The sequence below is a fragment of the Frankia sp. CgJB1 genome, assembly GCF_977947065.1.
In genome coordinates this window covers 1-18742 of sequence record NZ_CDWTNB010000033.1, presented here as the reverse complement: position 1 = coordinate 18742, position 18742 = coordinate 1, and the positions used below count along the sequence as shown (strand labels likewise).

Here is an 18742-nt window from a genome sequence, read left to right as displayed (position 1 = left end):
CGGCGACATCGGCCACCCCTCTGTTTCCAGACCAACACTGTGGTCCGCTGTCCGGGGCTGCGAAGGGCGGCCATGACGGCGGGAGCAGAATTGACTCATGAGCCCAACCAGCCGTGGTCGCAAGATGGCTGGGCCCGCAGGACGCCAGCGAGTTCGACCCGGTCGAGTTCGACGCCGAAGACGTGAACAAGGCGCTGTCCACCATCCGATAACACCTCGGTCGGCAGGTTGACGTATCCCCCGGCACCAGCAACGTCGCGGCGTCTCCGACCCACGTGACGCACAGACGCCTGGACGACACCTCGTTGCCAGACCCATACCGCCGGTGGATTCTTGGTCACCTCACCACCCTCACCACACCGCCTGGCATTCGGGGGAACTACATGCCACCGGACCCGACAGGCGTCACTCATCCCGCCTTTCTCGCCAACTATCTTGCTAGCCTTCCCCGGCCGGAACACGTACATGGCGACCCGGCCCGCAGTATCCGCGAGGACGACTTCGACGGTCACCACGTCGTCATCACGACCACCTACGAGATCACCGTCGACGGCCGGCCATTGAACGTCCACATTGGGGTTTCCAACGACGGCACGGCATACTGCCACGGCCTGCCCAACTATCAGATCCCCTCGGTCGTCGACCTGGTACGCCTGATCATCACCGCCTTCCCCGAGGAGTTCTCCCCCGGAGCCTCGGGCGACGACCACGGCCCGCACGGCGGTCCGGGCGAGCACCATCACCATGACGCCCACGGCGAGCTCCCGGAAGGGGCATGACATGGCGGTCGTCCGGCGCGACATCCTTCTCGACCACGACGCGAGAAAGGCCTACATTCGCGGAATCAAGCTCCTCAAACACGAACCTACGACGCTGCGCACGAATCAGTTCGGCCTCCCCGGTCCGAGCCGACCGGTACGGACCTACGACCTGTTCGTCATCTGGCATGTCATCGCGATGAACACCCCCGTCCCCCCGGGAGGGTCACCGAGCAACCGCAACGCCGCGCACGCCGGCCCCGTCTTCCTGCCCTGGCACCGAGTCATGCTTGGCTGGCTGGAAGTGCACCTCCAGCGCGTTCTCGGCGACCCGAACTTCGGGCTGCCGTACTGGGACTGGGCGCGCGACGGGACACCCTCCGCTCCCGGCACGGCACCGAACCCCGCTGCTTCGGCGCTGTGGCGGAACACCCCGGACGGTTTCGGGGGCCAGGGCACCCCGATCCCCGGCGGTGCGTTCTTCTTCGACCCCGCCGACCCGACCAGCTTCCGGGTACGGATCTCCACCAGCAGCAGCGGCGCGCTCCAGCAGGTTACCGAACGCGGCGTGCGGCGGAGATTCGGCAGCGCCACGTTCGGATCGTCGATCCTGCCGAGCAACGCCGACCTCACCGCAGCCTTCGACACCGTCGCCGATCCGACACTCGCGAGCTACGACGAGGCTCCCTTCAACGTGAGTTTGCGGGGGTTCCGCAACCGTCTCGAAGGCTTCATCGGCACCGGACTGCACAACCAGGTCCACCGCTGGGTCGGCGGGGGCAGGGACATGTCACTGGCGTCGTCCCCCAACGACCCGGTCTTCTTCGTGCACCACTGCAACGTCGACCGCGTCTGGGAGGGTTGGATGCGGCGTCACGGCCGCGTGTACCAGCCGGACATGACCGCCCCGGCAAGCCTCCTCGGCCATCGGATCGACGACCCGCTGGTCTCCCCGTTCGCCCCGTCGAGCACGTCGAGCACGCCGGCGACCCCCCGCAGCGTGCTCGACATGACCGGCACCTACACCTACGACGTCCTGCCCTGAAACATCTCCTGTTGACCGACGAACAGGTCCCGTTGACCGACAAGCAGGTCCCGGAGATTCACCGAGGACGGCTTCGGTCCATCTGCATCCATTGCATCCGGCTGCCCGCGGCCTTTCCGCGGGCAGCCGCGGACGAGGGCTGGGCCTACCCGACTGACGGCGGCTGTCCGGATGCCGCGCCCACCGCGGACACGGGAGCCGCGGCCGGCCTGGTCGCGATGACGACGGTGGCGTTCAGGTCGGCGGAACCGGCGACCGTGGGGATCAGGCCGGCCTGGGCGGTGGCTTCGACGATCGACGCTGCCTGCCGCTCGCCGGTCTCGACCAGCAGGTGACCGCCCGGGGCCAGCCACCGCGGCGCCTCGGCGGCCACCCGCCGCAGAACATCGAGCCCGTCCGCCCCGCCGTCGAGCGCCACCCGCGGCTCGTACTCGCGAGCCTCCAGCGGCATCAGCTCAATCGCGTCGGTGGGTACATAGGGGGCGTTCGCGGCCAGCAGGTCCACGTGGCCCCGTAGGACGGCTGGCAGCGGCTCGTAAAGATCACCCTCGTAGACCCGGCCACCGGCGGAGGCGAGGTTGCGGCGGGCGCACCGCACCGCGGCCGGTTCGACGTCGGCGGCGTGCACCTCGATCCCGGGCAAGGCCGCCACCAGCGCGACCCCCACCGCCCCCGAGCCACAGCACAGATCGACGACGGTGACCGGCCGGGACCGGTCGGCGACCCGTTCGACCGCCTGATCGACGAGGAACTCCGTGCGGCGGCGGGGCACGAAGACCCCGGGGTCCACGGCTATCCGCAGGCCATGGAACTCCGCCCAGCCGAGCACGTGTTCCAAGGGCAGGCCGGCGACGCGCCGCTGCACCATCGCGGCGAGTTCGCCCGGGGTCCGGGCCGCATCGACGAGCAGCCGCGCCTCGTCCTCGGCGAAGACGCAGCCGGCAGCCGGCAGCCCGCAGCCTCGTGACGACGACGGACCGCGGCAGGGGCGAAGATGGTGAGGAAGACGGGCGAGAAGAGGGGAGAAAGGAAGCAGAAGGGCCGGATGTCGACACGGGAAGCCTTTCGGGATGCCGAAGGGCACCCTCCCGATCGCCTACTTCGAGCGAACCGCGCGACCGCGGGAGGAGAGCACCCACCCTGACACAGCGGAAATGGGTCTCACCTCCTCAAGACGATCGCCTGTGGCAACGGCCATCCTACCCGAGCTATCTGATCCGGATCGCCGCGGGCCGTCACCCCGGCGAACGGAAGATCCGCTCACCGCCCTCCCGGCGGGCCTCACCTCGATCGTCCGTGCACTCACGTTCATGCGCTCCATGCCCTCTCCACGCCCTGCGGTCACCGCTGGCTGGTCGGTCGCGGCTGACCGGTAGCGTTGACTGGTCAGGCTTTCCGGGAGAGAGCGGCAATACAAATGCGTACGTTCTACGAGATCGAGCAGCAGGAAGAGTTCAAGGCCGGGCAGGAGCTGCTGGTCCACCGGTGCGAGACATGGGCGCGGGCGCGAGGATTGCCAGCTAATCCGCTGGTCCTGGAGGCCGCGCTGGATTCGCGGCAGCTGAGCACCGACGGTCGGCTGGAATTGTGGACACCTGCTCATGTGCGTCGGTTCCTCCTAGAATGGATCCCCCGGTATGTGGCGGCTGATCCCGAGGAGCTGGCGGACGCCCCGCCGTCCCTGCGGACGCTGCTCAGGTTCATGGCGGAGTCCGGGCTCCGGGACCCGCGGGGCGCTTCGGTGGAGGAAAACGAAGCGGCGATCGTGCGGACCGCGGCGGAGTTCCCGGCCGCACTGGCAGACCCGGATCGTCGGGGGATTCCGAAATTCTGGGATATGACGGTCCGCGACACCGTGGTAGAGATCATCCCTCCGGCCGTGCCCGAGCACTTCAAGCACGTTTTGGCGGGCTTGGCCGGCCCTGACGACGACCTGCTGGACCAGCTGATGAGCGGGCAGTTCGCCTACCCGGGTCCGGTACCCGAACGGACCATCGCCCAGCTCCCGGTCAGTCTGCCGCCGGCGGAGGAACTCGCGGAGGCGGCCGGGCGCAGCCGGGTCGTGGGGCAGCTTCGCGCGTTCGTCGCCTGGGTCGGCACGGATGGTCGGCCGTTGACAGCCGCCGGAAATCTCAGGCCGGCCGACGCGCGTGAGCTTGTCGACCTTCTCGATACCGGCGAGCAGGGCCTGCGGGTACGCAGCACCGCCGAGCTGCCCCACCTCAACCTGATCTTTACCTGGGCGAAGAAGACCCGCCTGGTGCGGGTCAGCCGGACGAAGCTGGTGGCGGTGGCCAAGGCGCGGCCGCTACTCAAGGACGCCGAGGCACTGTGGCAGCGGGCATTCGAGACGTTCTTCGAGCTGCGGGACGTGGTGTGTCTGCCGATCTGGACGGGCAGTGGCACCTCCCTGCTGTACGACGTATACGCCGAGGCGGTCCCGGACATGCTCAACACGATCTACAGCCTGCCGGATCCGATGCCGATGGCGTGCCTGGAGCCGATGGCGTGCCTGGAGGAGGCGGTGTGGCAGTCGTGCCGGCAGCAGTTCCGCGTCGACGCCGGAAGCCCCCTGCAGCAGGGCGGTTGGCGAACACACCTCGGGAGAGACATTAAACGTGTGTTCGATGTGCTGGCCGCGCTGGGCGCCGTGGAGAGGACGCGCGGGCTCGCGGACGAGAAGTTCATCGCCACTCTCGCGGACGACGTCGAGACGCCATTCGCGGTGGAGCGATCGATTTCCGGCCCGGCGGCGGCCCGCCTGCGCGCGGAGCTCGCCCAGCCCACCGAGTTGGTGGCGCTGACCGCGCTGGGCACCCGGGCCATGCGTGGGCGGCTGCTCGCCGAGGGACGGGAGGCCGGCCTCGTCGGCGACCTGGCAACCGCACAGCCCGCCGAACTGCTGGGTGTGATCGCTGAGCACTACACCCGGGAGACGGGTAACGCGGAGATCACCAACTGGCTGGCCGGGCACGGCGGTGACGTCGAGCCGCTGCTGGACGCGGTGCGGGTCTGCCCGTTTCGGACCAGGGCTGCGGCGATGCTGAACGTGCTCACCTCGGCGGTGCCGGCCGGGGCGGAACTCCTGGACGGGCTGCGCGACGACCCGGTACTGGCCCCGCTCGCGGTGACGGCCCTGCTCGACCGGGGCGCCCTGCAGCCGGAGGACCTCACCGATCGGGAGCAGGCACTGGTCATGACCGAAGGGTTCCTGCAACTGCTGGAGATGGGCGGGCCTGAGGTCGTCCGCGAACAGATCGGGGAGATGGCCGGCGACCTGGCCGGCCTGGACTTCGCGGAGCTGCTCGCCATAATGCGCGGCTGCGGACATCCCGGTGCGCCGACGTTGCGGGACTTCCAGGCCCTCGTGGTAGATCCGGGGTAGCCGGAGGTCGCGAGAGCGAAGGTGAACAGGTCAGTCGGGCTGCGACGGACCGGGCAGGACGATACGGAACGCCGCCCCGCCGCCCGGGGTCGGGCGGTATTCGACCCGCCCGCCGTGGCGGCGGCGACGGAGACGTACATCGCGGTCCACAGCAGCCGGTTGACCGGGTGACGGACGAAGTCCTCACCGGTCTCCGTCTGGACCAGGTGGGGAGACCATCGGGCCGGGTGCCGCGCCAACCCGCAGGCGGGAGTCACCAACAGCTACGAGTGGACCGGCTCAGGACGCCCGGGCGTGCTTACGAGCGGTAGCGGCATGTCGCAGGTCGCCACGCCCGCAGTATCCGTACTCGACCCGTCGCCGCCACACGGTCAGCCGGCAGTGGTCCGCCTCAATCGTCCAAGTACGGCGTTCGACCCGATCCTCGATCTGCACGGGCCGCGAGGTCACCGGCTCGTTCGCGCGCAGATGAGCCCAGTTGTGCGCCGCCTCCCATTCCGGGAAGGTGGCTACCAGTTCGCCATCGCCGTCGTAAACCTGGAATTGGCGAGTCTTCATTGTCGCGCCTTTCGGTGATTGTCCGATAATGATGAGCGTGGATCTGCCCGCCGGAGCCGCCGCGGAAGAAATCCCCCCCCCCCCGCACAGCCGCACGACGGAGAGCCGCGCGACGGGGACAGCGCGGCGGACAACGGCGAGATGGCCGGCTCCGGGCGAGGATCGTCATCCACTCACCCGGAACCGGCGGCTGGCGGTTGACGCCTGACGGCGTCGACACCTGCGGGACCGGCGACGCGGCCGCCGGGCATGGAGGCACCACAGGTGCGGGGCACCGTGTCTCGGCGCGGTCTCCCTACCGACATCCCGGACCCTGCGCGATGACCATCGACGTCTCCCCGCAACCAGCCCTACCCCAAACTCTCACCTTGAGGTGCATCATCGCTACTCAAGGTAATCATGACCCCTGCACGCCTCTTCTGCAAGAGATTCTGTAAGAGTTTCGCTACCCAACGATGCGCGCCCTGGGTGAGGAGTGGCGAACAAGTGGCAGGATGCATCCATCACCCCGAAGAGCCCGAAGGACGAGCGATGGCCACGAGCGGCGGTCCGACCGTGCGGCGAAGGCGCCTGGGCGCCGAGTTACGACGACTCCGCGAGGGGGCGGGCATCTCCGTCGACGAGGTCTGCCAGCTGCTGCGCTGTTCGGTTTCCAAGGTCAGTCGGATGGAGAACGGCCGCGTGCCGGTCCGCACCCGGGACGTGTCCGACCTGCTGGGTCTCTACGGCGTGACCGACGACGAACGCCGGGACGCGTTGCTGGCCCTGGCCCGCGAGTCCCGGCGCCACGGCTGGTGGCATACCTACCACGACGTGGTCCCCGCCTGGTTCGAGATCTATATCGGCCTGGAGGGCGACGCCGCCTCGATCTCGGTCTACGAATCGCAGCTCGTCCATGGGCTACTGCAGACCAGCGACTACGCCCGGCACGTCATCCGAGCCGACGATCCGGAGGTGAGCGAGGACGAGGCCGAACGCAAGATCGCGCTCAGGCTGGACCGGCAGCGCCGGCTCACCGCCGCAGATCATCCTCGCCTCTGGGTGATTCTGGACGAGGCGGTCCTACGCCGGACAATCGGCGGCAGAGCCATCATGCGAAGCCAACTCGAGTTCCTCGCCAAACAGTCCGAACTGCCGAACGTGACAATCCAGGTGCTTCCCTTCTCCGTGGGCGCGCATGCCAGCCTGGGAAGCACATTCTCGATACTCGGATTCCCCGAATCGGGAGACAACGAAGTGGTCTATATAGAGGAAGCGGCCGGAAGCCTCTATATTGAGCGCCCCTCCGAAATCAGGCGCTATAGAGTGAAGCTGGATCATCTTCTGGCGGCAGCCCTGCGGCCGGAGGAGTCCATCCAGATGATACTCTCGGTCGCAGAGGAAATGAAATGACCAGATATATGAATCCGATCATCGACAATGTCATCGGGGCGGCTTGGCGCAAGAGCAGCTACAGCAACGGCGCGGGCGGTATGTGTGTGGAGGTCGCGGCGCTCGGCGGGGGCGTCGCCGTCCGCGACTCGAAGAACCCGACCGGGCCGGTGCTCGCCTTCTCGGCGGCCGAGTGGGACGCGTTCCTGGCCGGCGCGCGGGACGGCGAGTTCGACCGGAGTCGGATCATCCCGGGCTGAACCACCGTCCGGCCCTGATCCGGGGGAATGGGGGCGGGATGTCCCGCCCCCACCGAAAAATCCCATCGGAAAAGAACGAGATCGCCGCTGGTCGGCCTCGGCCCGGTCCCGGTCGCTCCGGTACGTCGCGACCGGGACCGGGCCCGCCGCTTTCGACTCTCCTCCACGGTTCGATGCATATCGCTCCGGTAGCCGTAACCCCGCCGATCACGCCGGTGACCGGATGATCCTCGGTCAACCCCTACCCGGTCCGGGATGCCCGGGCCAGGATGCACCGCCCTGGTGTTTCAGACTGGGACCAGGACCGGCGCCGGGCCGGACCCGCCAGGCGGAGACGATTCGATCAACGGCATCGTTCCACCGGCCGAGGGGCCGAGATGCCTGTTCAGGAAGCCTCGCCACGAGCCGGTTGGCTCTTGCGCAATACCTCCCGGTCGCGCACTCTTATAGATGTTCGGTCGGGCTTCGTTGTCCGGGCGTTCGTCCCGTCACGGTCGTTACATGGCTGTAACGTGATGTGGATACGGCAGTGCGTCACTCGCCGCGAGGCGATCGGGTGACAAGGCACCTGCGGTCTCGTCACAGCCCGGCGGGTCGGCGTCTGGTCACCTCCACCCGACCGGGACGGGCCACGCGGGCGTCGAGCGCCCGCCCAACGCGGAGGAGGGCAGTCGCTGTGACCATATGTGGCAATACGGCTACCCGCGTGCGGCGCCATAACGCACCTGCCCGGGTCCTCGGTCAGCCGGGGCGGGCGGAGCGCGGAGCCACCATCCCCTCGCCCTCCTAGCGAGGCGGCGCAGCGCAGCGTCCGCCCGCTCTCCAGATCCATCTGCTCATCTCCGATCTCGGATCGACCTCACGTCGAAAGGATCGGCCGAGGCATCGTCGCCTCGTTCCCCGCCTTCCGGTCCGGTGTGCCGTCCGAGGTCACCCGCGAGTTGCAGTGCCCTGTTTCCCTGCCACTGGGAGGTGATTGCCGTGGCCACCGCCACGACCAACCTACTCAACACTCCGATTGAAGATCAGCGCGTCGAGCGTGTCCGCCGCGCGGCGCTGTCGGCCTACGTGGACGGAAAGATCTCCTTCGCGCAGGCGAACCTGCGGGTGCGCAAGGCCCTCCAGCGGTTCGGGGTCTGACGAGCCAGTCGGGTCGTCGAGATGCGGCTGGCGGCGTCTCGACGACCCGACCGGAGGAAACCTCGACCGGATGCGCGATGCGGGGAACGTGCAAGGCGGGCAAGCGGGAGACGGCCGGGCGCCCGGGCGATCGGGGGGTGAACCCGAGCGGCCGGCCACGACGACTATCTCACCGAAAGCACACGGCGCATCACTATAAGTTCTTCGACATGCCGCTACGGTAAACAACCGTGCCAGTACGAGCGCTAGAAGCTGCTTCGTCCCGGGCCCTCGCCGACTGCCCCGGCTCCGCATCCGACGGCTCGACCACCTCCGGCCGGCCGTCCAGGGGGACGACGCCGTCCTCCAATCGGCGGTCGTCGGGGGTGGGCCGTAGCACGCTCTCAAGTTCGTCCACGGACCGGTCTGCCGCCATCCGATCGCGGCCGAGAGCGGCGATTCCGGCCGCGACCAGCACCATCGCGACGATGAACGCCACGCGGCGGACACCGTCGGGCGCCGGCTCGTTGAACAGCGTCAGGCCCAGGGTCACCGGCAGGAAGGCGGAGACCCCGCTGGTCACCGGGAAGGCGATGACGGCGGCGCGCCCCTGCAGGCCACGCTGCTGAAGACCGAGCGCCAGCACGGAGAACAGCACGAGGACGTAGGGCGTCGGGGTAGTGAGCAGGTCCACCAGCGTGGACTGCCCCTCCCGTCGTTCGTTCACCGCCAGGCCGATCTGGCGGGTCGCCAGCGTGGCGATGGCGTAGCTGACCCCGGCCGCGGCCCCGAATCCGAACGCGGCGCCCGCGACCATGTCCCGCACCACGGCCAGGTTGGCGAGGGACGCGCAGAGCAGCGCAAAGATCAGACCGAGGACGAGGAAGGCCAGCAGGACATCGGTGCTGGCCGAGCTGCCAACCTCCGCTCGGTGCGTGAAGGCGAAGGCGAGCAGGCCGATACCGCCGACCATCGCGACCACGCCCAGCCAGCCGGTCAGGCTGATGTTCTCGCCGAGCACCCGCTGCGCCAGCAGAGTGAAGACGATCATGTCGAGAGCCATCACCGGGGCGACCATCGCCACCGGGGCCACGGACAGGGCATACACCTCCAGCAGGAACGAGCCCGCCTCCACGGCAAGGCCGATCAGCCACAGGGGGCGCAGCACCAGGCGGGCCAGCAGCGCAAGCCCCAGCCCCGAGCTCTCCTCCTCCCGGCGGGCAGCACGGGCCTGGACGAGCGGCGCGATCCCGTAGAGAGCCGCCGAGACGACCACGGTCGGCAGACCGATCACCAGGGCTCTGCTCATGTCCCGTCCAACATCATGGCCCTCAGGATCCGTCCCGAACCGTGGGTTTGCCTCACCAGTCCGCGCCGAAACCGATCTGCGCCAGAGCCGCCCCGAATGCCTGCTCCCACGCGTGCGGGCCGATCGCCACCCGGTCCGACGGTGGCTTGACCCGGTCAAGGCACGCGAGCGCGGATCTGGTCAACGACACCGGGTCGGTGTTCGTCACCTCGGCACGACCTCGCTCGAGTTCCTTCTGAAGGTTATCCCGGCCATGCCCCGGCACCACGTCGATGAGCAGCAGGTCCCGTCCGATCACCCGAGCCTCGCTGCAGGTGTCCCCGGACGACGTGACGACCAGGTCGCTCGCCGCCATCAGCGCCGGGACGCGATCGGTAAAGCCGAACGGGATGACCTTGTGCTGCCGTTCCGACAGAGCCGTCAACCGCGCGGCCAACCGCTGGTTGCGGCCGGCCACCGCAAGCACGTAGATGCCCGCCGCGGCCATGGCCGCGGCACCCTCCACCAACGGTCCCAGCCCCCAGGAGCCGGACATCAGCAGCACGCAGGGAGCGTCCGCGGGGATACCGAGCGCGGCCCGCGCCTCCTCCTGAGTCGGCGGGTCGTAGAAGGGTTCCCGGACCGGGGTCGGGACCACCGAGATCAGCGCGTTCGGCGAGAACCGCCGCACGTACCGGGCGGCGGTCTGCGAGGTGACCAAGTAGAGGTCGGTGTTGTCGTGTACCCACAGCCGGTGCACGCAGCAATCGGTGGAGAACACCGCCGTCACCAGGCCGGGGAACTCGGCCTTGACCCGGCTGGTCGCCGCGGCTCCGGTAGCGAAGATCGAAATCACGAGATCGGTCGGCTGAGCGGCCAGTTCCTCGCGCAATGCCGGGACGACGAACCGGCTCGACGTCCTCTCGATGGCCTGGGCGAGCCGGCCACCGGTTCTCATCTGGGAGAAGTGCACGGCGTCATACAGGCCCGGAACGGCGATCATGCCACGGAAGACCTTCTCCCCCCGGGAGCCGTTACGCCCACCGAGCATGCGCAGGCTGTCGGCGGTCCGGGTGGTGAACCCGCGCCGGGTGAGCGACGCGCCGCACGCCTGCGCCATCACGTCGTGGCCCATCCCGAGCGAGCCCGACAGCAGCAGCGCGGAGCCCCGCCGCGTCGGCGTCCCGGCGGGCCGGGCGTCGACGCCGTGCGTGCGCGGATCGGCGGGGAGTGCGGCGGCGACCGGTCCCCCCGCTGCGGCCGGCCCCGGCAGGACAGGTTCCGTGACCCCCGGTTCGCCGACGGCTGGCGGGCCGCCGACTCCCACCTCAACATCATCTTTGGATGGTCCATTCACCGTGCTACCGCCGATCTGCGCCATGGTCACTCCGAGGAGACCGCGGAGACGTCGAGGTCGCCGACAGGCGGGAGCGCCTGAGCCGGAGGCCGTCGATTTGCCAGATACCACTCGATGTACTGCCGGACACCCTCCGAGAAGGGTGTGGTCGGTCGCCAGCCGAGCACCTCCGCGGCCCGCTGCGCGGAGATCTCCCGGCCGCGGAAGTCCCCGGGGCGCGCAGGCATGTGTTCGATGGCGGTGCCGGGGAAATGCTCCCGGACGGCCCGTGCCATCTCCAGCACACTGACCGACTCGCTGCCCTCGAGGGCGAGCGTGGTGTTGGCCGCGTCGGGGGTCAGAGCCAGCACGTGCGCCTCGGCCAGGTCCCGGACAAACACGTAGTTGCGGAACTGCAGGCCGTCGCCGGCCACCGTCAGCGACTCGCCGTTCAGAGCCTTGCGGACGAAGCGGGCCAGCACCAGCTCGTCACGCATTCCGGGGCCGTAGGGGATGCCGTAACGCAGGATGGTGAACGGCAGCCCGTAGGTCTGCTGATAGCTGTGCAGCAGCAGTTCGGCGGCCAGTTTCGTCGAGGTGTAGACGTGCCCGGCGCGGCCCAGCGTGATCTCGGCGTCCTCCGTCAGCGGCGCCGAGCCGGCCCGGTCACCGACCGCCCCGTACACCCAGACGGTGCTGGCGAACAGCACCCGCCGAACCCCGGCCTGCCGCGCCGCCTCGCAGATGTTCCCGGTGCCCTCGACGTTGAGCCGCACGGTGCGCACCGGGTCGGCGAACGCGAAGTCCACATTGGACATCCCCGCGATGTGGAAGACGGCCTCGACGCCCCTCAGCGCGGCGGTGACCGCCGGCAGATCAAGCACGTCGAGCTGCTGGTAACTGGCCCGGGGGTCGACCGGCCGGTGTTCGACGTCCAGCGAGAGAACGTCGTGACCGGCGTCGAGCAGACGGTCGACCACATGGCTGCCGATGAAACCCGACCCTCCGGTTACCGCAATCTTCATCGTCATCCGTCCAGGCTCAGGCTCTGCAGCGCGGCGGCGAAGGACGCGACCACGTGGTCGGCCTCCACCTCGGTCATGTCCGAATGGATGGGCAGGCACACGTGCCGGGCGCAGATGTCCTCGGCAACCGGAAGGGACCGGACCGCGTAGTGACTGAAGACCGGCTGCCGGTGCAGCGGCGACTCGTAGACCTCACCGCTCAGGGAGACGCCGTGGCGTTCCTTCAGCTCCTTCTTCAGCCGGCCGCGATCGATCCCGGGGCGGGGCAAGACAATGTACTTGTAGTAGTTGCAGAGACCAGCCGGCGGCATCTGCAGGCGGGTAACGGTGCCCAGGGTATCCAGCGCGGCGTCGTACCGCGCGGCTACGGTGGCGCGGGTCGCCAGGAAATCGGCGAGATGCCGCAGATGCACCCGGCCGGTGACCGCCTGCATCTCGCTGAGCCGCCAGGCGTACCCCTGCTTGATGTGAACGTTCCCGAGAAAACCGGCTTTGCCCTGGTCACGATAGATCCGAGCGGCTTCGTGAATGGCGGGATCGGACGTGAGGATCATTCCGCCCTCACCGCTCGTGATGACCTTGGTTGGATAGAACGAGAACGCTCCCGCGATCCCGAACGACCCGGCGTGGCCGTCACCGTGGCGGCTGCCGTGGGCATGTGCCGCGTCCTCGACCAGCGCGATGCCTCGATCGTCACAGAAGGCCCGCAACTCGGCCACGTCCGGCGGGATCAGCCCACCGATGTGGACCAGGACAACGGCGCGGGTCCGCGGCGTCACCGCGGCCTCGACACTGCGGACGGTCAGGGCAAAGGTGTCCGAACTCACATCCGCGAAAACCGGCATGGCACCGGCCCGCAACACCGCGAAAGCGGTCGCCGCAAACGTGTTCGTTGGCACGACGACATCCGCGCCTTCGACACCGTTACTACGAAGGATGATCTCCAATGCGGCCGTTCCACTGCTCACGGCGACCGCGAACGGGGCCTCGTGAGCCGCGGCGAATGCCGCCTCGAATTCAGCGGTATGGACACCCAAGGTCAGCGCACCGGTGGCCAGGATCTCGGTCGCGGCCGATGCGATCTCCGCGCGATCCTCCGGTGAGAAGACGATGCGCGCCGCGGGGACATGCACCTTGTTCACCCCTACCTTCCGAGTCATTCCCGTGCGAGCGAGCCGGCCGGCCCCCATAGAATTCGTAATGAATTAATTAATGCAAGCCAATATGCGTCTTCGCAGGTCACGGGCTCGCGAGGACCCCGAAGTGAACAAGTTATTTCATTCCGAATCCATAGCGGCTGCGCCGCGACGAAGGACCCGGCCGGGACAAGCCGCGGCCTTCGCGGCATCACCGACTCCGGATTCCGCCGGCCTCCCGCCAGCGACCCACCGCGCTCCCTCCGACCCGTACGGAGGCAACCATCGGCTTTGTCGGTACATGCCCAAAACAGGCTATCGATCCCGATCGCCGGCATGTCTGCAGCCCACGGCTACTCCCCACAAAACATCCCATATCTGTCCGAAAGTAGCCAAATATGTCAGCAAGGCGATATTCCTGTGATGAAGGAGAGATGTCTGTCGCTAATCACCGCCAACTCGCGACACATGGTGATTGATGGCGACGCCACTCGCCGCGACGGCGACGGGTCCGCCCACGGCGACCCAGACCTGCTCCTCCAGTACCGCGGCCGCCCGGACCTCGTCGTTACGGCACCGTCGTTACGGCACTGGTCCCGGCCAGCCGCTTCCCGGGCACGGCCAAGGCCGGGAGGCCTGCATCGTCGCGTCTCCGATACCCAACGCGACACTCCATTACTCCAAGTAACACTCACTCGGGTAGCCGCGGAGGCGGCGGATGTCACCCCACCCTTCGTTCCTGTCAATGAACCGCGACCTCGACCGAGGACATCGACCGAGGACGCAGGGCGGGAACGAGCAGGCACTGCGGCAGATACTGATCGCCATGCGAACCACGCCTGTGGGCACGCGGACGACGATCAGTTGAAGACGGATGAACCGGATGGAGGACGCGGCCAGCCGGGGCTGATCGGCCGTCGAGAAATCACCCAGCCGGAATGAGCGACCAGAGAAAGATCATCTACAATCGAACCAGGGCCGTTCGCTCGAGAACGGTCTGGATACAACCGGATACAAGTAGTCCCGACGAAGCCGTCTCACCCGACGTACGGGGGGAACGCAGGTAGACGGCCTCGTCGGGACTTGGTGAAAGTGTACGACCCCCATCTGTCGGACGCGACGGGACCAAGGTCCCTAACGGTTTCCGCACCCTCGACTCTTGCCAAACTGCACCGAAATGTGCTTCATGGGGCGAGAATGGTCACGATGCCGCCTCCTGGAAACTGATCTCGCACCGGCGTGTGTCGTAGAGCAGCCAGTGGGACGGCTGCCCCGCGCCGGCCCGATGGTGATCAAGCGTGGCACGACCACGCGGCCTGCACGGAGGCGGCGGACCGGAGAGGTCGGGCCCGGACCCGAAACTCCGGGCCGAAATTATACCACATCAATATAAAAGTAACATTTTTCTCTTGAAAGCAACGTGCAACGGTGCGAGCAGCTCGCCCGGGCCGGCCGGCAGTCCCCCGAAAGGTCGAAATTTCGGGCTAGATTACCGGTTCTGTTGCACATGGGAAACATCAGAATGCTTCGCTGCACCCCGTGCAGCGAAGGGAGTGGCGGCGGTCACGGGAATATCCGCGGCGGTGGGACGCCCGTGGTGCACGACGTGCATTCCCGGGAACGGGTGTGACGCCGCACGGGGCCGCCGGGGTCCGGGCTCCGGTACCGACCCGGTCACCTCGCCGGACCGAGTGCACACGCGCCGTTCGCACCCGGCGTCGTCGGGCGTCCTGCGCATCGGCCGAGGCAGGTCGACCGCCAGCGCATCTACGCAGGCCGGTCCAGCATTACATGATCGCCGCCCCGCGGTGGTCGTCTCATCGCCAATCCGACAACACGGCCACGAACGGCCTGAACGCAGGCCTGGCGGTGTTGTATCAGGGGTGGGACACGTCGCCGGCCGGCGACGATGGAGCCACCCGCCCGACGAACCGAACGGCAGAGACCTGGGATGGATGATGAAGCACCGGCCTGGTTCGAGGCCGCCCTTGACCACCGACCGGAGCGGCACGAGACCGAGGTGGCGGGCGCGACTATCAGTTACCGCTGCTGGGGCAGAGGCAGTCGGCCGGCGATCGTGCTGGTCCACGGTGGTGCCGCCCACGCGGGCTGGTGGGACCACATCGCGCCGATGATCCCGCGGGAGTACCGCGTCATCGCGCTGGACCTGTCCGGCCACGGTGACAGCGACCGGCGCGAGGACTACTCGCTCAGTACCTGGGCGGCCGAGGTGATCGGTGTCATCGACCACGCCGAGGTCACCTCGCCCCCGATCATCATCGGGCACAGCATGGGCGGCTGGGTAACGATCACTACCGCCGCGGAGTACCCGGACCGGGTCGCCGGCATCGTCGTCGTCGACTCCCCCGTGCAGGAGTTCACCCCGGAGGAACGGGCGGCCCGGGACCGGACGGCGTTCGGCCCGCTGCGGGTGTATCCGACGGCGACCGACGCGCTGGCCCGGTTCCGGGCGGTGCCGGAGCAGCCCTACGTGCTGCCGTTCATCATCGATCACGTCGCCCGGGGTTCGATCGGGTCGGTCCAGGGCGGCTGGACGTGGAAGTTCGACCCGAAGGTGTTCGGCAACCGGACCCCGTCGCCCGAGGTACTACGCAAGGTGCGCTGCCGGGTCGCACTCTTCCGGGCCGAGAAGGGCCTGCTCACCCCCGACATCGGCGTCCAGATGTATAATCTCCTCGGGCGGGTGGCACCGGTGATCGAGATCCCGCTCGCCGGCCATCACGTCATGCTCGATCAGCCGTTGCTGCTGGTTACCGGGATCCGGACGATCCTCGCCGACTGGGAGCGCTCCTCCCCGCAGGAACGGGTGGACTGACGACCGGGTGCGCCGGTCGCGGGCGCGAGAGTCCGGCGGAAAACGGACAAAACGGTAATTCGTCCCAGGTGGCGCGACTGCCGGGGTTAAGCCGCCGATCCGAGGGAATCCGCAGATCGTACGTTGTTCTGCGGGTGCGGCTACGCGGACGCCCGCTAGGAGAAGCCGCGAGGAGAACCCATGAGGAGTGCACACCGGCGGCAGTCGGGAACGACCGGTATTCCCTACCCGGACGATAGCGCCCCGTACGTGGATGGTGCACGGGTGCGGACCTCATCGGATGCCACCCAGGCTCTCCGGACCGCGCCGGCCCCGCCGGCCGCCGGGAGCACGACCGGGGACCGCGAATCGACCGGGGAACTGGTGTCCGACGTCGTCTCGGATATCTCCACGCTGTTCCGCCAGGAGGTCGCCCTCGCCAAGGCCGAGATGCGCGAGGAGATGAAGAAGGCCGGCAAGGGCGCCCGCATGTTCGCCGCAGCGGGCGGCGCCGGTTACTTCGCCCTGCTCTTCGCCCTGTTGGCCGTTATGTTCGGCCTGGGTGAGGTGATGGCGCTGGGCTGGGCCGCCCTCATCATCACCGTCGTCCTCGGTGCCGTCGCGGCCGTGCTGGCCCTGAGGGGTCGTTCCACCGTGCGCGCGGTCCACCCCACTCCGGCGCAGACCGTGGAGACGCTGCGCGAGGACGTCCAGTGGGCGCAGGGCCGCCGCGGGTAGTCCCTCCCCCACCACCGCGGGTTCGTTCACCCGCCCACTACCCCGTGTCGCCACTCCCCGTGCCGCCCACCGCCCCGTGTTTCCGCGGAACCACCGGCAGAAGCATCAGAAAGGTCAGGTTCGCAGTGACAAGCACGAGTCCGGATGAGATCCGGTCCGACATCGAGGCGACCCGGGCGCGGCTCGGCAGCGACCTCGACCAGCTCTCCGACCGGGTCAGCCCGCAGAAGGTCGCCGGTCGCACCGCACAGGACATCAAACGCCGGGTGACCACGGCGACCGAGGCGGTCCGCCCGAAGGTCGCGGCGACGACGGAGATCGCGGCCGAAAAGGCCCGGGACACGGCGGATCAGGCGAAGGCCACCGTACGCCGGCAGTTCGACGCCCACCCGCAGCTCGCCGTGACCGCGCAGAAGGCCCGCGCGACGGCCGGCAGCGCCGCGGGTACGGCCACGCAGACTGTGCACAAGCAGATCGAGGCGCACCCGCAGGTGGCGGCGAAGGCCGGCCAGGTGCGCGACACCGCAGGCAGCGCCCTCACAGCTGGCCGGCAGAAGGCCGCCGACAACCCGCGGGCAGCGGGGTCCGCCGCCGGGCTGGCGGTTCTGCTCGTGATTCTGCTGCTCATCCTCCGGCTCCGGCGGCATTGCGAGATCGACCCGGATTGACATCCTCTCCGCCTTGAAGGGCGGAGGTTCCCGCCTGCTACGCCGCTGTGGGCGTGGGCTTCGGATGGGTGCCCGCTTCGCCGCGCGGTGCCGGCACGGAGGCCGGTCTTACCCGCGCTCCACGGACGTTTACGGTCTCCGCCTGCCCGGCGGCGACCCTGCGCCCTTCGGCCCTGATGTTCCGTGCCGCATTCACGTCCCGGTCGTGGACGACCTCGCAGGCCGGGCACGCCCACGACCGGACCGCCAGTGGTTTCGGCCCGTCCTTCACCCCACACGCCGAACAGACCTGCGACGACGGGAAGAACCGGTCGACCTTCGCGAATACCCGGCCCTGCAGCGCGGCCTTGTACTCCAGCATCGCGATGAACTGGGACCAGCCGGCGTCGTACACCGACCGGGCCAGCCGGGTCCGGCCAAGACCGGCCACGCACAGGTCCTCGACGTACACCGCTTGATTCTCGCGGATGATCGTCGTGGAGAGCTTGTGCTGCCAGTCCCGTCGGGCGTCGGCAACGTGGGCGTGCACCCATGCCACCTTGGCGACAGCCTTCTTCCGCCTGGTGCAGCACCACCGCCGACACATCGGCGAGCCACGCCCGTCGCGGGGTCTTCTTCGCCTCGGTGATGACTCGCTTCGACAGTTCCCCATCCGACACGTACGGCAACCCGGCGGTGTGTGCTTCCTGCCGCAGCCGCAGCCCGTCGTTGAACACGACCCGGGCGCAGCCGAATGTCCGGGACAGCGCCGCCCTCTGACCCGGCGACGGGTCGAGGCGGAAGTTGTACCGAAGCTGCGCAGATCAAGCCTACCATTGGCCTATGGGCAGCGATCTCGACATCCGTACCGGCAGGCACTGCGTTTTCGCGCTGCACGCCCACTTGGTTTTCGTGACCAAATACCGGCACCGCGTCTTCGAGGACGGGCACCTGACCCGACTGGAAAAGATCATGCGGGCGGTGTGCGCCGACTTCGAAACGGACCTTGCCGAGTTCAACGGCGAAGGCGAACACGTCCACCTGCTCGTCAACTACCCGCCGAAGGTCGCACTATCCCGGCTGGTCAACAGCCTCAAGGGAGTGTCGTCCCGGCGGATGCGCCAGGAGTTCCCTGAACTGGCCCGCCACTACTGGCGCGCGAACCGGCTGTGGTCCGGCTCCTACTTCGCCGGATCGGTCGGCGGGGCGCCGCTGACCGCCGTCCGCCAGTACATCGAGCAGCAGACCCGTCCCGTCTAGG

Annotated in this window: 18 protein-coding genes; 11 read left to right on the top strand and 7 right to left on the bottom strand. The window is 68.3% G+C overall.

Annotation, left to right across the window (positions count from 1 at the left end):
* The first annotated feature begins 275 nt into the window (after nt 1–275).
* Together AC08OT_RS06265 and AC08OT_RS06260 are read left to right on the top strand one after the other, a co-directional pair.
* Nucleotides 276–779 (top strand): hypothetical protein, encoded by a 504-nt coding sequence (locus tag AC08OT_RS06265; RefSeq protein ID WP_476591999.1) that lies wholly within the window; start codon nt 276–278, stop codon nt 777–779.
* A 1-nt stretch (nt 780) separates the two neighbouring features.
* Entirely contained in the window at nt 781–1803 is a 1023-nt protein-coding gene (locus AC08OT_RS06260; RefSeq protein WP_476602621.1) for a tyrosinase family protein, read from the top strand.
* 145 nt (nt 1804–1948) lie between these two features.
* Here the strand turns inward: AC08OT_RS06260 and AC08OT_RS06255 are convergent, their stop codons facing one another.
* On the bottom strand, nt 1949–2887 hold the full coding sequence (locus AC08OT_RS06255) for a putative protein N(5)-glutamine methyltransferase (protein ID WP_476602620.1): 939 nt from the start codon (nt 2885–2887) through the stop codon (nt 1949–1951).
* A gap of 333 nt (nt 2888–3220) precedes the next feature.
* On the opposite strand from AC08OT_RS06255, the gene AC08OT_RS06250 reads away from it, so the two are divergent.
* Both AC08OT_RS06250 and AC08OT_RS06245 read left to right on the top strand, forming a co-directional pair.
* Nucleotides 3221–5188, top strand: coding sequence for a hypothetical protein (locus tag AC08OT_RS06250; protein ID WP_476592001.1), 1968 nt, complete (start codon nt 3221–3223; stop codon nt 5186–5188).
* A gap of 21 nt (nt 5189–5209) precedes the next feature.
* On the top strand, nt 5210–5359 hold the full coding sequence (locus AC08OT_RS06245) for a hypothetical protein (RefSeq protein ID WP_476592002.1): 150 nt from the start codon (nt 5210–5212) through the stop codon (nt 5357–5359).
* Between the two features lie 108 nt (nt 5360–5467).
* On the opposite strand, the gene AC08OT_RS06240 is transcribed toward AC08OT_RS06245, so the two are convergent.
* On the bottom strand, nt 5468–5746 hold the full coding sequence (locus AC08OT_RS06240) for a hypothetical protein (protein ID WP_476592003.1): 279 nt from the start codon (nt 5744–5746) through the stop codon (nt 5468–5470).
* Nucleotides 5747–6277: 531 nt separating this feature from the next.
* Between AC08OT_RS06240 and AC08OT_RS06235 the strand changes: the two genes are divergently transcribed.
* The 3 genes from AC08OT_RS06235 to AC08OT_RS06225 all read left to right on the top strand — a co-directional run bounded on the left by AC08OT_RS06235 (nt 6278) and on the right by AC08OT_RS06225 (nt 8517).
* Entirely contained in the window at nt 6278–7138 is an 861-nt protein-coding gene (locus AC08OT_RS06235) for a helix-turn-helix domain-containing protein (RefSeq protein WP_476592004.1), read from the top strand.
* The gene (locus tag AC08OT_RS06230) at nt 7135–7377 is read left to right on the top strand and encodes a DUF397 domain-containing protein (protein WP_476592005.1); all 243 of its coding nucleotides are present in this window, start codon (nt 7135–7137) and stop codon (nt 7375–7377) included. Before AC08OT_RS06235 ends, AC08OT_RS06230 begins: the two co-directional genes overlap by 4 nt.
* A gap of 981 nt (nt 7378–8358) precedes the next feature.
* On the top strand, nt 8359–8517 hold the full coding sequence (locus tag AC08OT_RS06225; RefSeq protein ID WP_023840144.1) for a hypothetical protein: 159 nt from the start codon (nt 8359–8361) through the stop codon (nt 8515–8517).
* Nucleotides 8518–8710: 193 nt separating this feature from the next.
* Here AC08OT_RS06225 and AC08OT_RS06220 read toward each other — a convergent pair whose 3' ends face one another.
* From AC08OT_RS06220 to AC08OT_RS06205, 4 genes are read right to left on the bottom strand one after another with little or no spacing between them, the layout of a single operon-like run.
* Nucleotides 8711–9805, bottom strand: coding sequence for an EamA/RhaT family transporter (locus tag AC08OT_RS06220; RefSeq protein ID WP_476602619.1), 1095 nt, complete (start codon nt 9803–9805; stop codon nt 8711–8713).
* A gap of 52 nt (nt 9806–9857) precedes the next feature.
* Nucleotides 9858–11165, bottom strand: coding sequence for an MGDG synthase family glycosyltransferase (locus AC08OT_RS06215; RefSeq protein ID WP_476602618.1), 1308 nt, complete (start codon nt 11163–11165; stop codon nt 9858–9860).
* A gap of 2 nt (nt 11166–11167) precedes the next feature.
* A complete protein-coding gene (locus AC08OT_RS06210) occupies nt 11168–12145 on the bottom strand; it encodes an NAD-dependent epimerase/dehydratase family protein (protein ID WP_476592012.1) in 978 nt (325 codons plus the stop codon).
* A 2-nt stretch (nt 12146–12147) separates the two neighbouring features.
* The gene (locus tag AC08OT_RS06205; protein ID WP_476592013.1) at nt 12148–13278 is read right to left on the bottom strand and encodes a DegT/DnrJ/EryC1/StrS family aminotransferase; all 1131 of its coding nucleotides are present in this window, start codon (nt 13276–13278) and stop codon (nt 12148–12150) included.
* A 1954-nt stretch (nt 13279–15232) separates the two neighbouring features.
* Between AC08OT_RS06205 and AC08OT_RS06200 the strand changes: the two genes are divergently transcribed.
* From AC08OT_RS06200 to AC08OT_RS06190, 3 genes are all read left to right on the top strand, one after another.
* On the top strand, nt 15233–16117 hold the full coding sequence (locus AC08OT_RS06200) for an alpha/beta fold hydrolase (RefSeq protein ID WP_476592008.1): 885 nt from the start codon (nt 15233–15235) through the stop codon (nt 16115–16117).
* Between the two features lie 264 nt (nt 16118–16381).
* Nucleotides 16382–16834: a phage holin family protein gene (locus AC08OT_RS06195; protein ID WP_476592009.1), complete on the top strand. Its 453-nt coding sequence runs from the start codon at nt 16382–16384 to the stop codon at nt 16832–16834.
* A 125-nt stretch (nt 16835–16959) separates the two neighbouring features.
* Complete coding sequence (locus AC08OT_RS06190) at nt 16960–17502, top strand: DUF3618 domain-containing protein (protein WP_462188771.1); 543 nt, start codon at nt 16960–16962, stop codon at nt 17500–17502.
* A gap of 37 nt (nt 17503–17539) precedes the next feature.
* Here the strand turns inward: AC08OT_RS06190 and AC08OT_RS06185 are convergent, their stop codons facing one another.
* Nucleotides 17540–18088 (bottom strand): RNA-guided endonuclease InsQ/TnpB family protein, encoded by a 549-nt coding sequence (locus tag AC08OT_RS06185; RefSeq protein ID WP_476602617.1) that lies wholly within the window; start codon nt 18086–18088, stop codon nt 17540–17542.
* 236 nt (nt 18089–18324) lie between these two features.
* Between AC08OT_RS06185 and tnpA the strand changes: the two genes are divergently transcribed.
* Nucleotides 18325–18741: an IS200/IS605 family transposase gene (gene tnpA, locus AC08OT_RS06180; protein ID WP_476592011.1), complete on the top strand. Its 417-nt coding sequence runs from the start codon at nt 18325–18327 to the stop codon at nt 18739–18741.
* The last annotated feature ends 1 nt before the right edge of the window (nt 18742 follow it).

Excerpts from the sequence above, each read along its gene's own strand:
- AC08OT_RS06220 (WP_476602619.1), bottom strand. The coding sequence starts at position 9,805 with ATGAGCAGAGCCCTGGTGATCGGTCTGCCGACCGTGGTCGTCTCGGCG.
- AC08OT_RS06210 (WP_476592012.1), bottom strand. The coding sequence starts at position 12,145 with ATGAAGATTGCGGTAACCGGAGGGTCGGGTTTCATCGGCAGCCATGTG.
- AC08OT_RS06250 (WP_476592001.1), top strand. The coding sequence starts at position 3,221 with ATGCGTACGTTCTACGAGATCGAGCAGCAGGAAGAGTTCAAGGCCGGG.
- AC08OT_RS06260 (WP_476602621.1), top strand. The coding sequence starts at position 781 with ATGGCGGTCGTCCGGCGCGACATCCTTCTCGACCACGACGCGAGAAAG.
- AC08OT_RS06200 (WP_476592008.1), top strand. The coding sequence starts at position 15,233 with ATGGATGATGAAGCACCGGCCTGGTTCGAGGCCGCCCTTGACCACCGA.
- AC08OT_RS06235 (WP_476592004.1), top strand. The coding sequence starts at position 6,278 with ATGGCCACGAGCGGCGGTCCGACCGTGCGGCGAAGGCGCCTGGGCGCC.
- AC08OT_RS06215 (WP_476602618.1), bottom strand. The coding sequence starts at position 11,165 with ATGGCGCAGATCGGCGGTAGCACGGTGAATGGACCATCCAAAGATGAT.
- AC08OT_RS06185 (WP_476602617.1), bottom strand. The coding sequence starts at position 18,088 with ATGTGTCGGCGGTGGTGCTGCACCAGGCGGAAGAAGGCTGTCGCCAAG.
- AC08OT_RS06240 (WP_476592003.1), bottom strand. The coding sequence starts at position 5,746 with ATGAAGACTCGCCAATTCCAGGTTTACGACGGCGATGGCGAACTGGTA.
- AC08OT_RS06230 (WP_476592005.1), top strand. The coding sequence starts at position 7,135 with ATGACCAGATATATGAATCCGATCATCGACAATGTCATCGGGGCGGCT.
- tnpA (WP_476592011.1), top strand. The coding sequence starts at position 18,325 with ATGGGCAGCGATCTCGACATCCGTACCGGCAGGCACTGCGTTTTCGCG.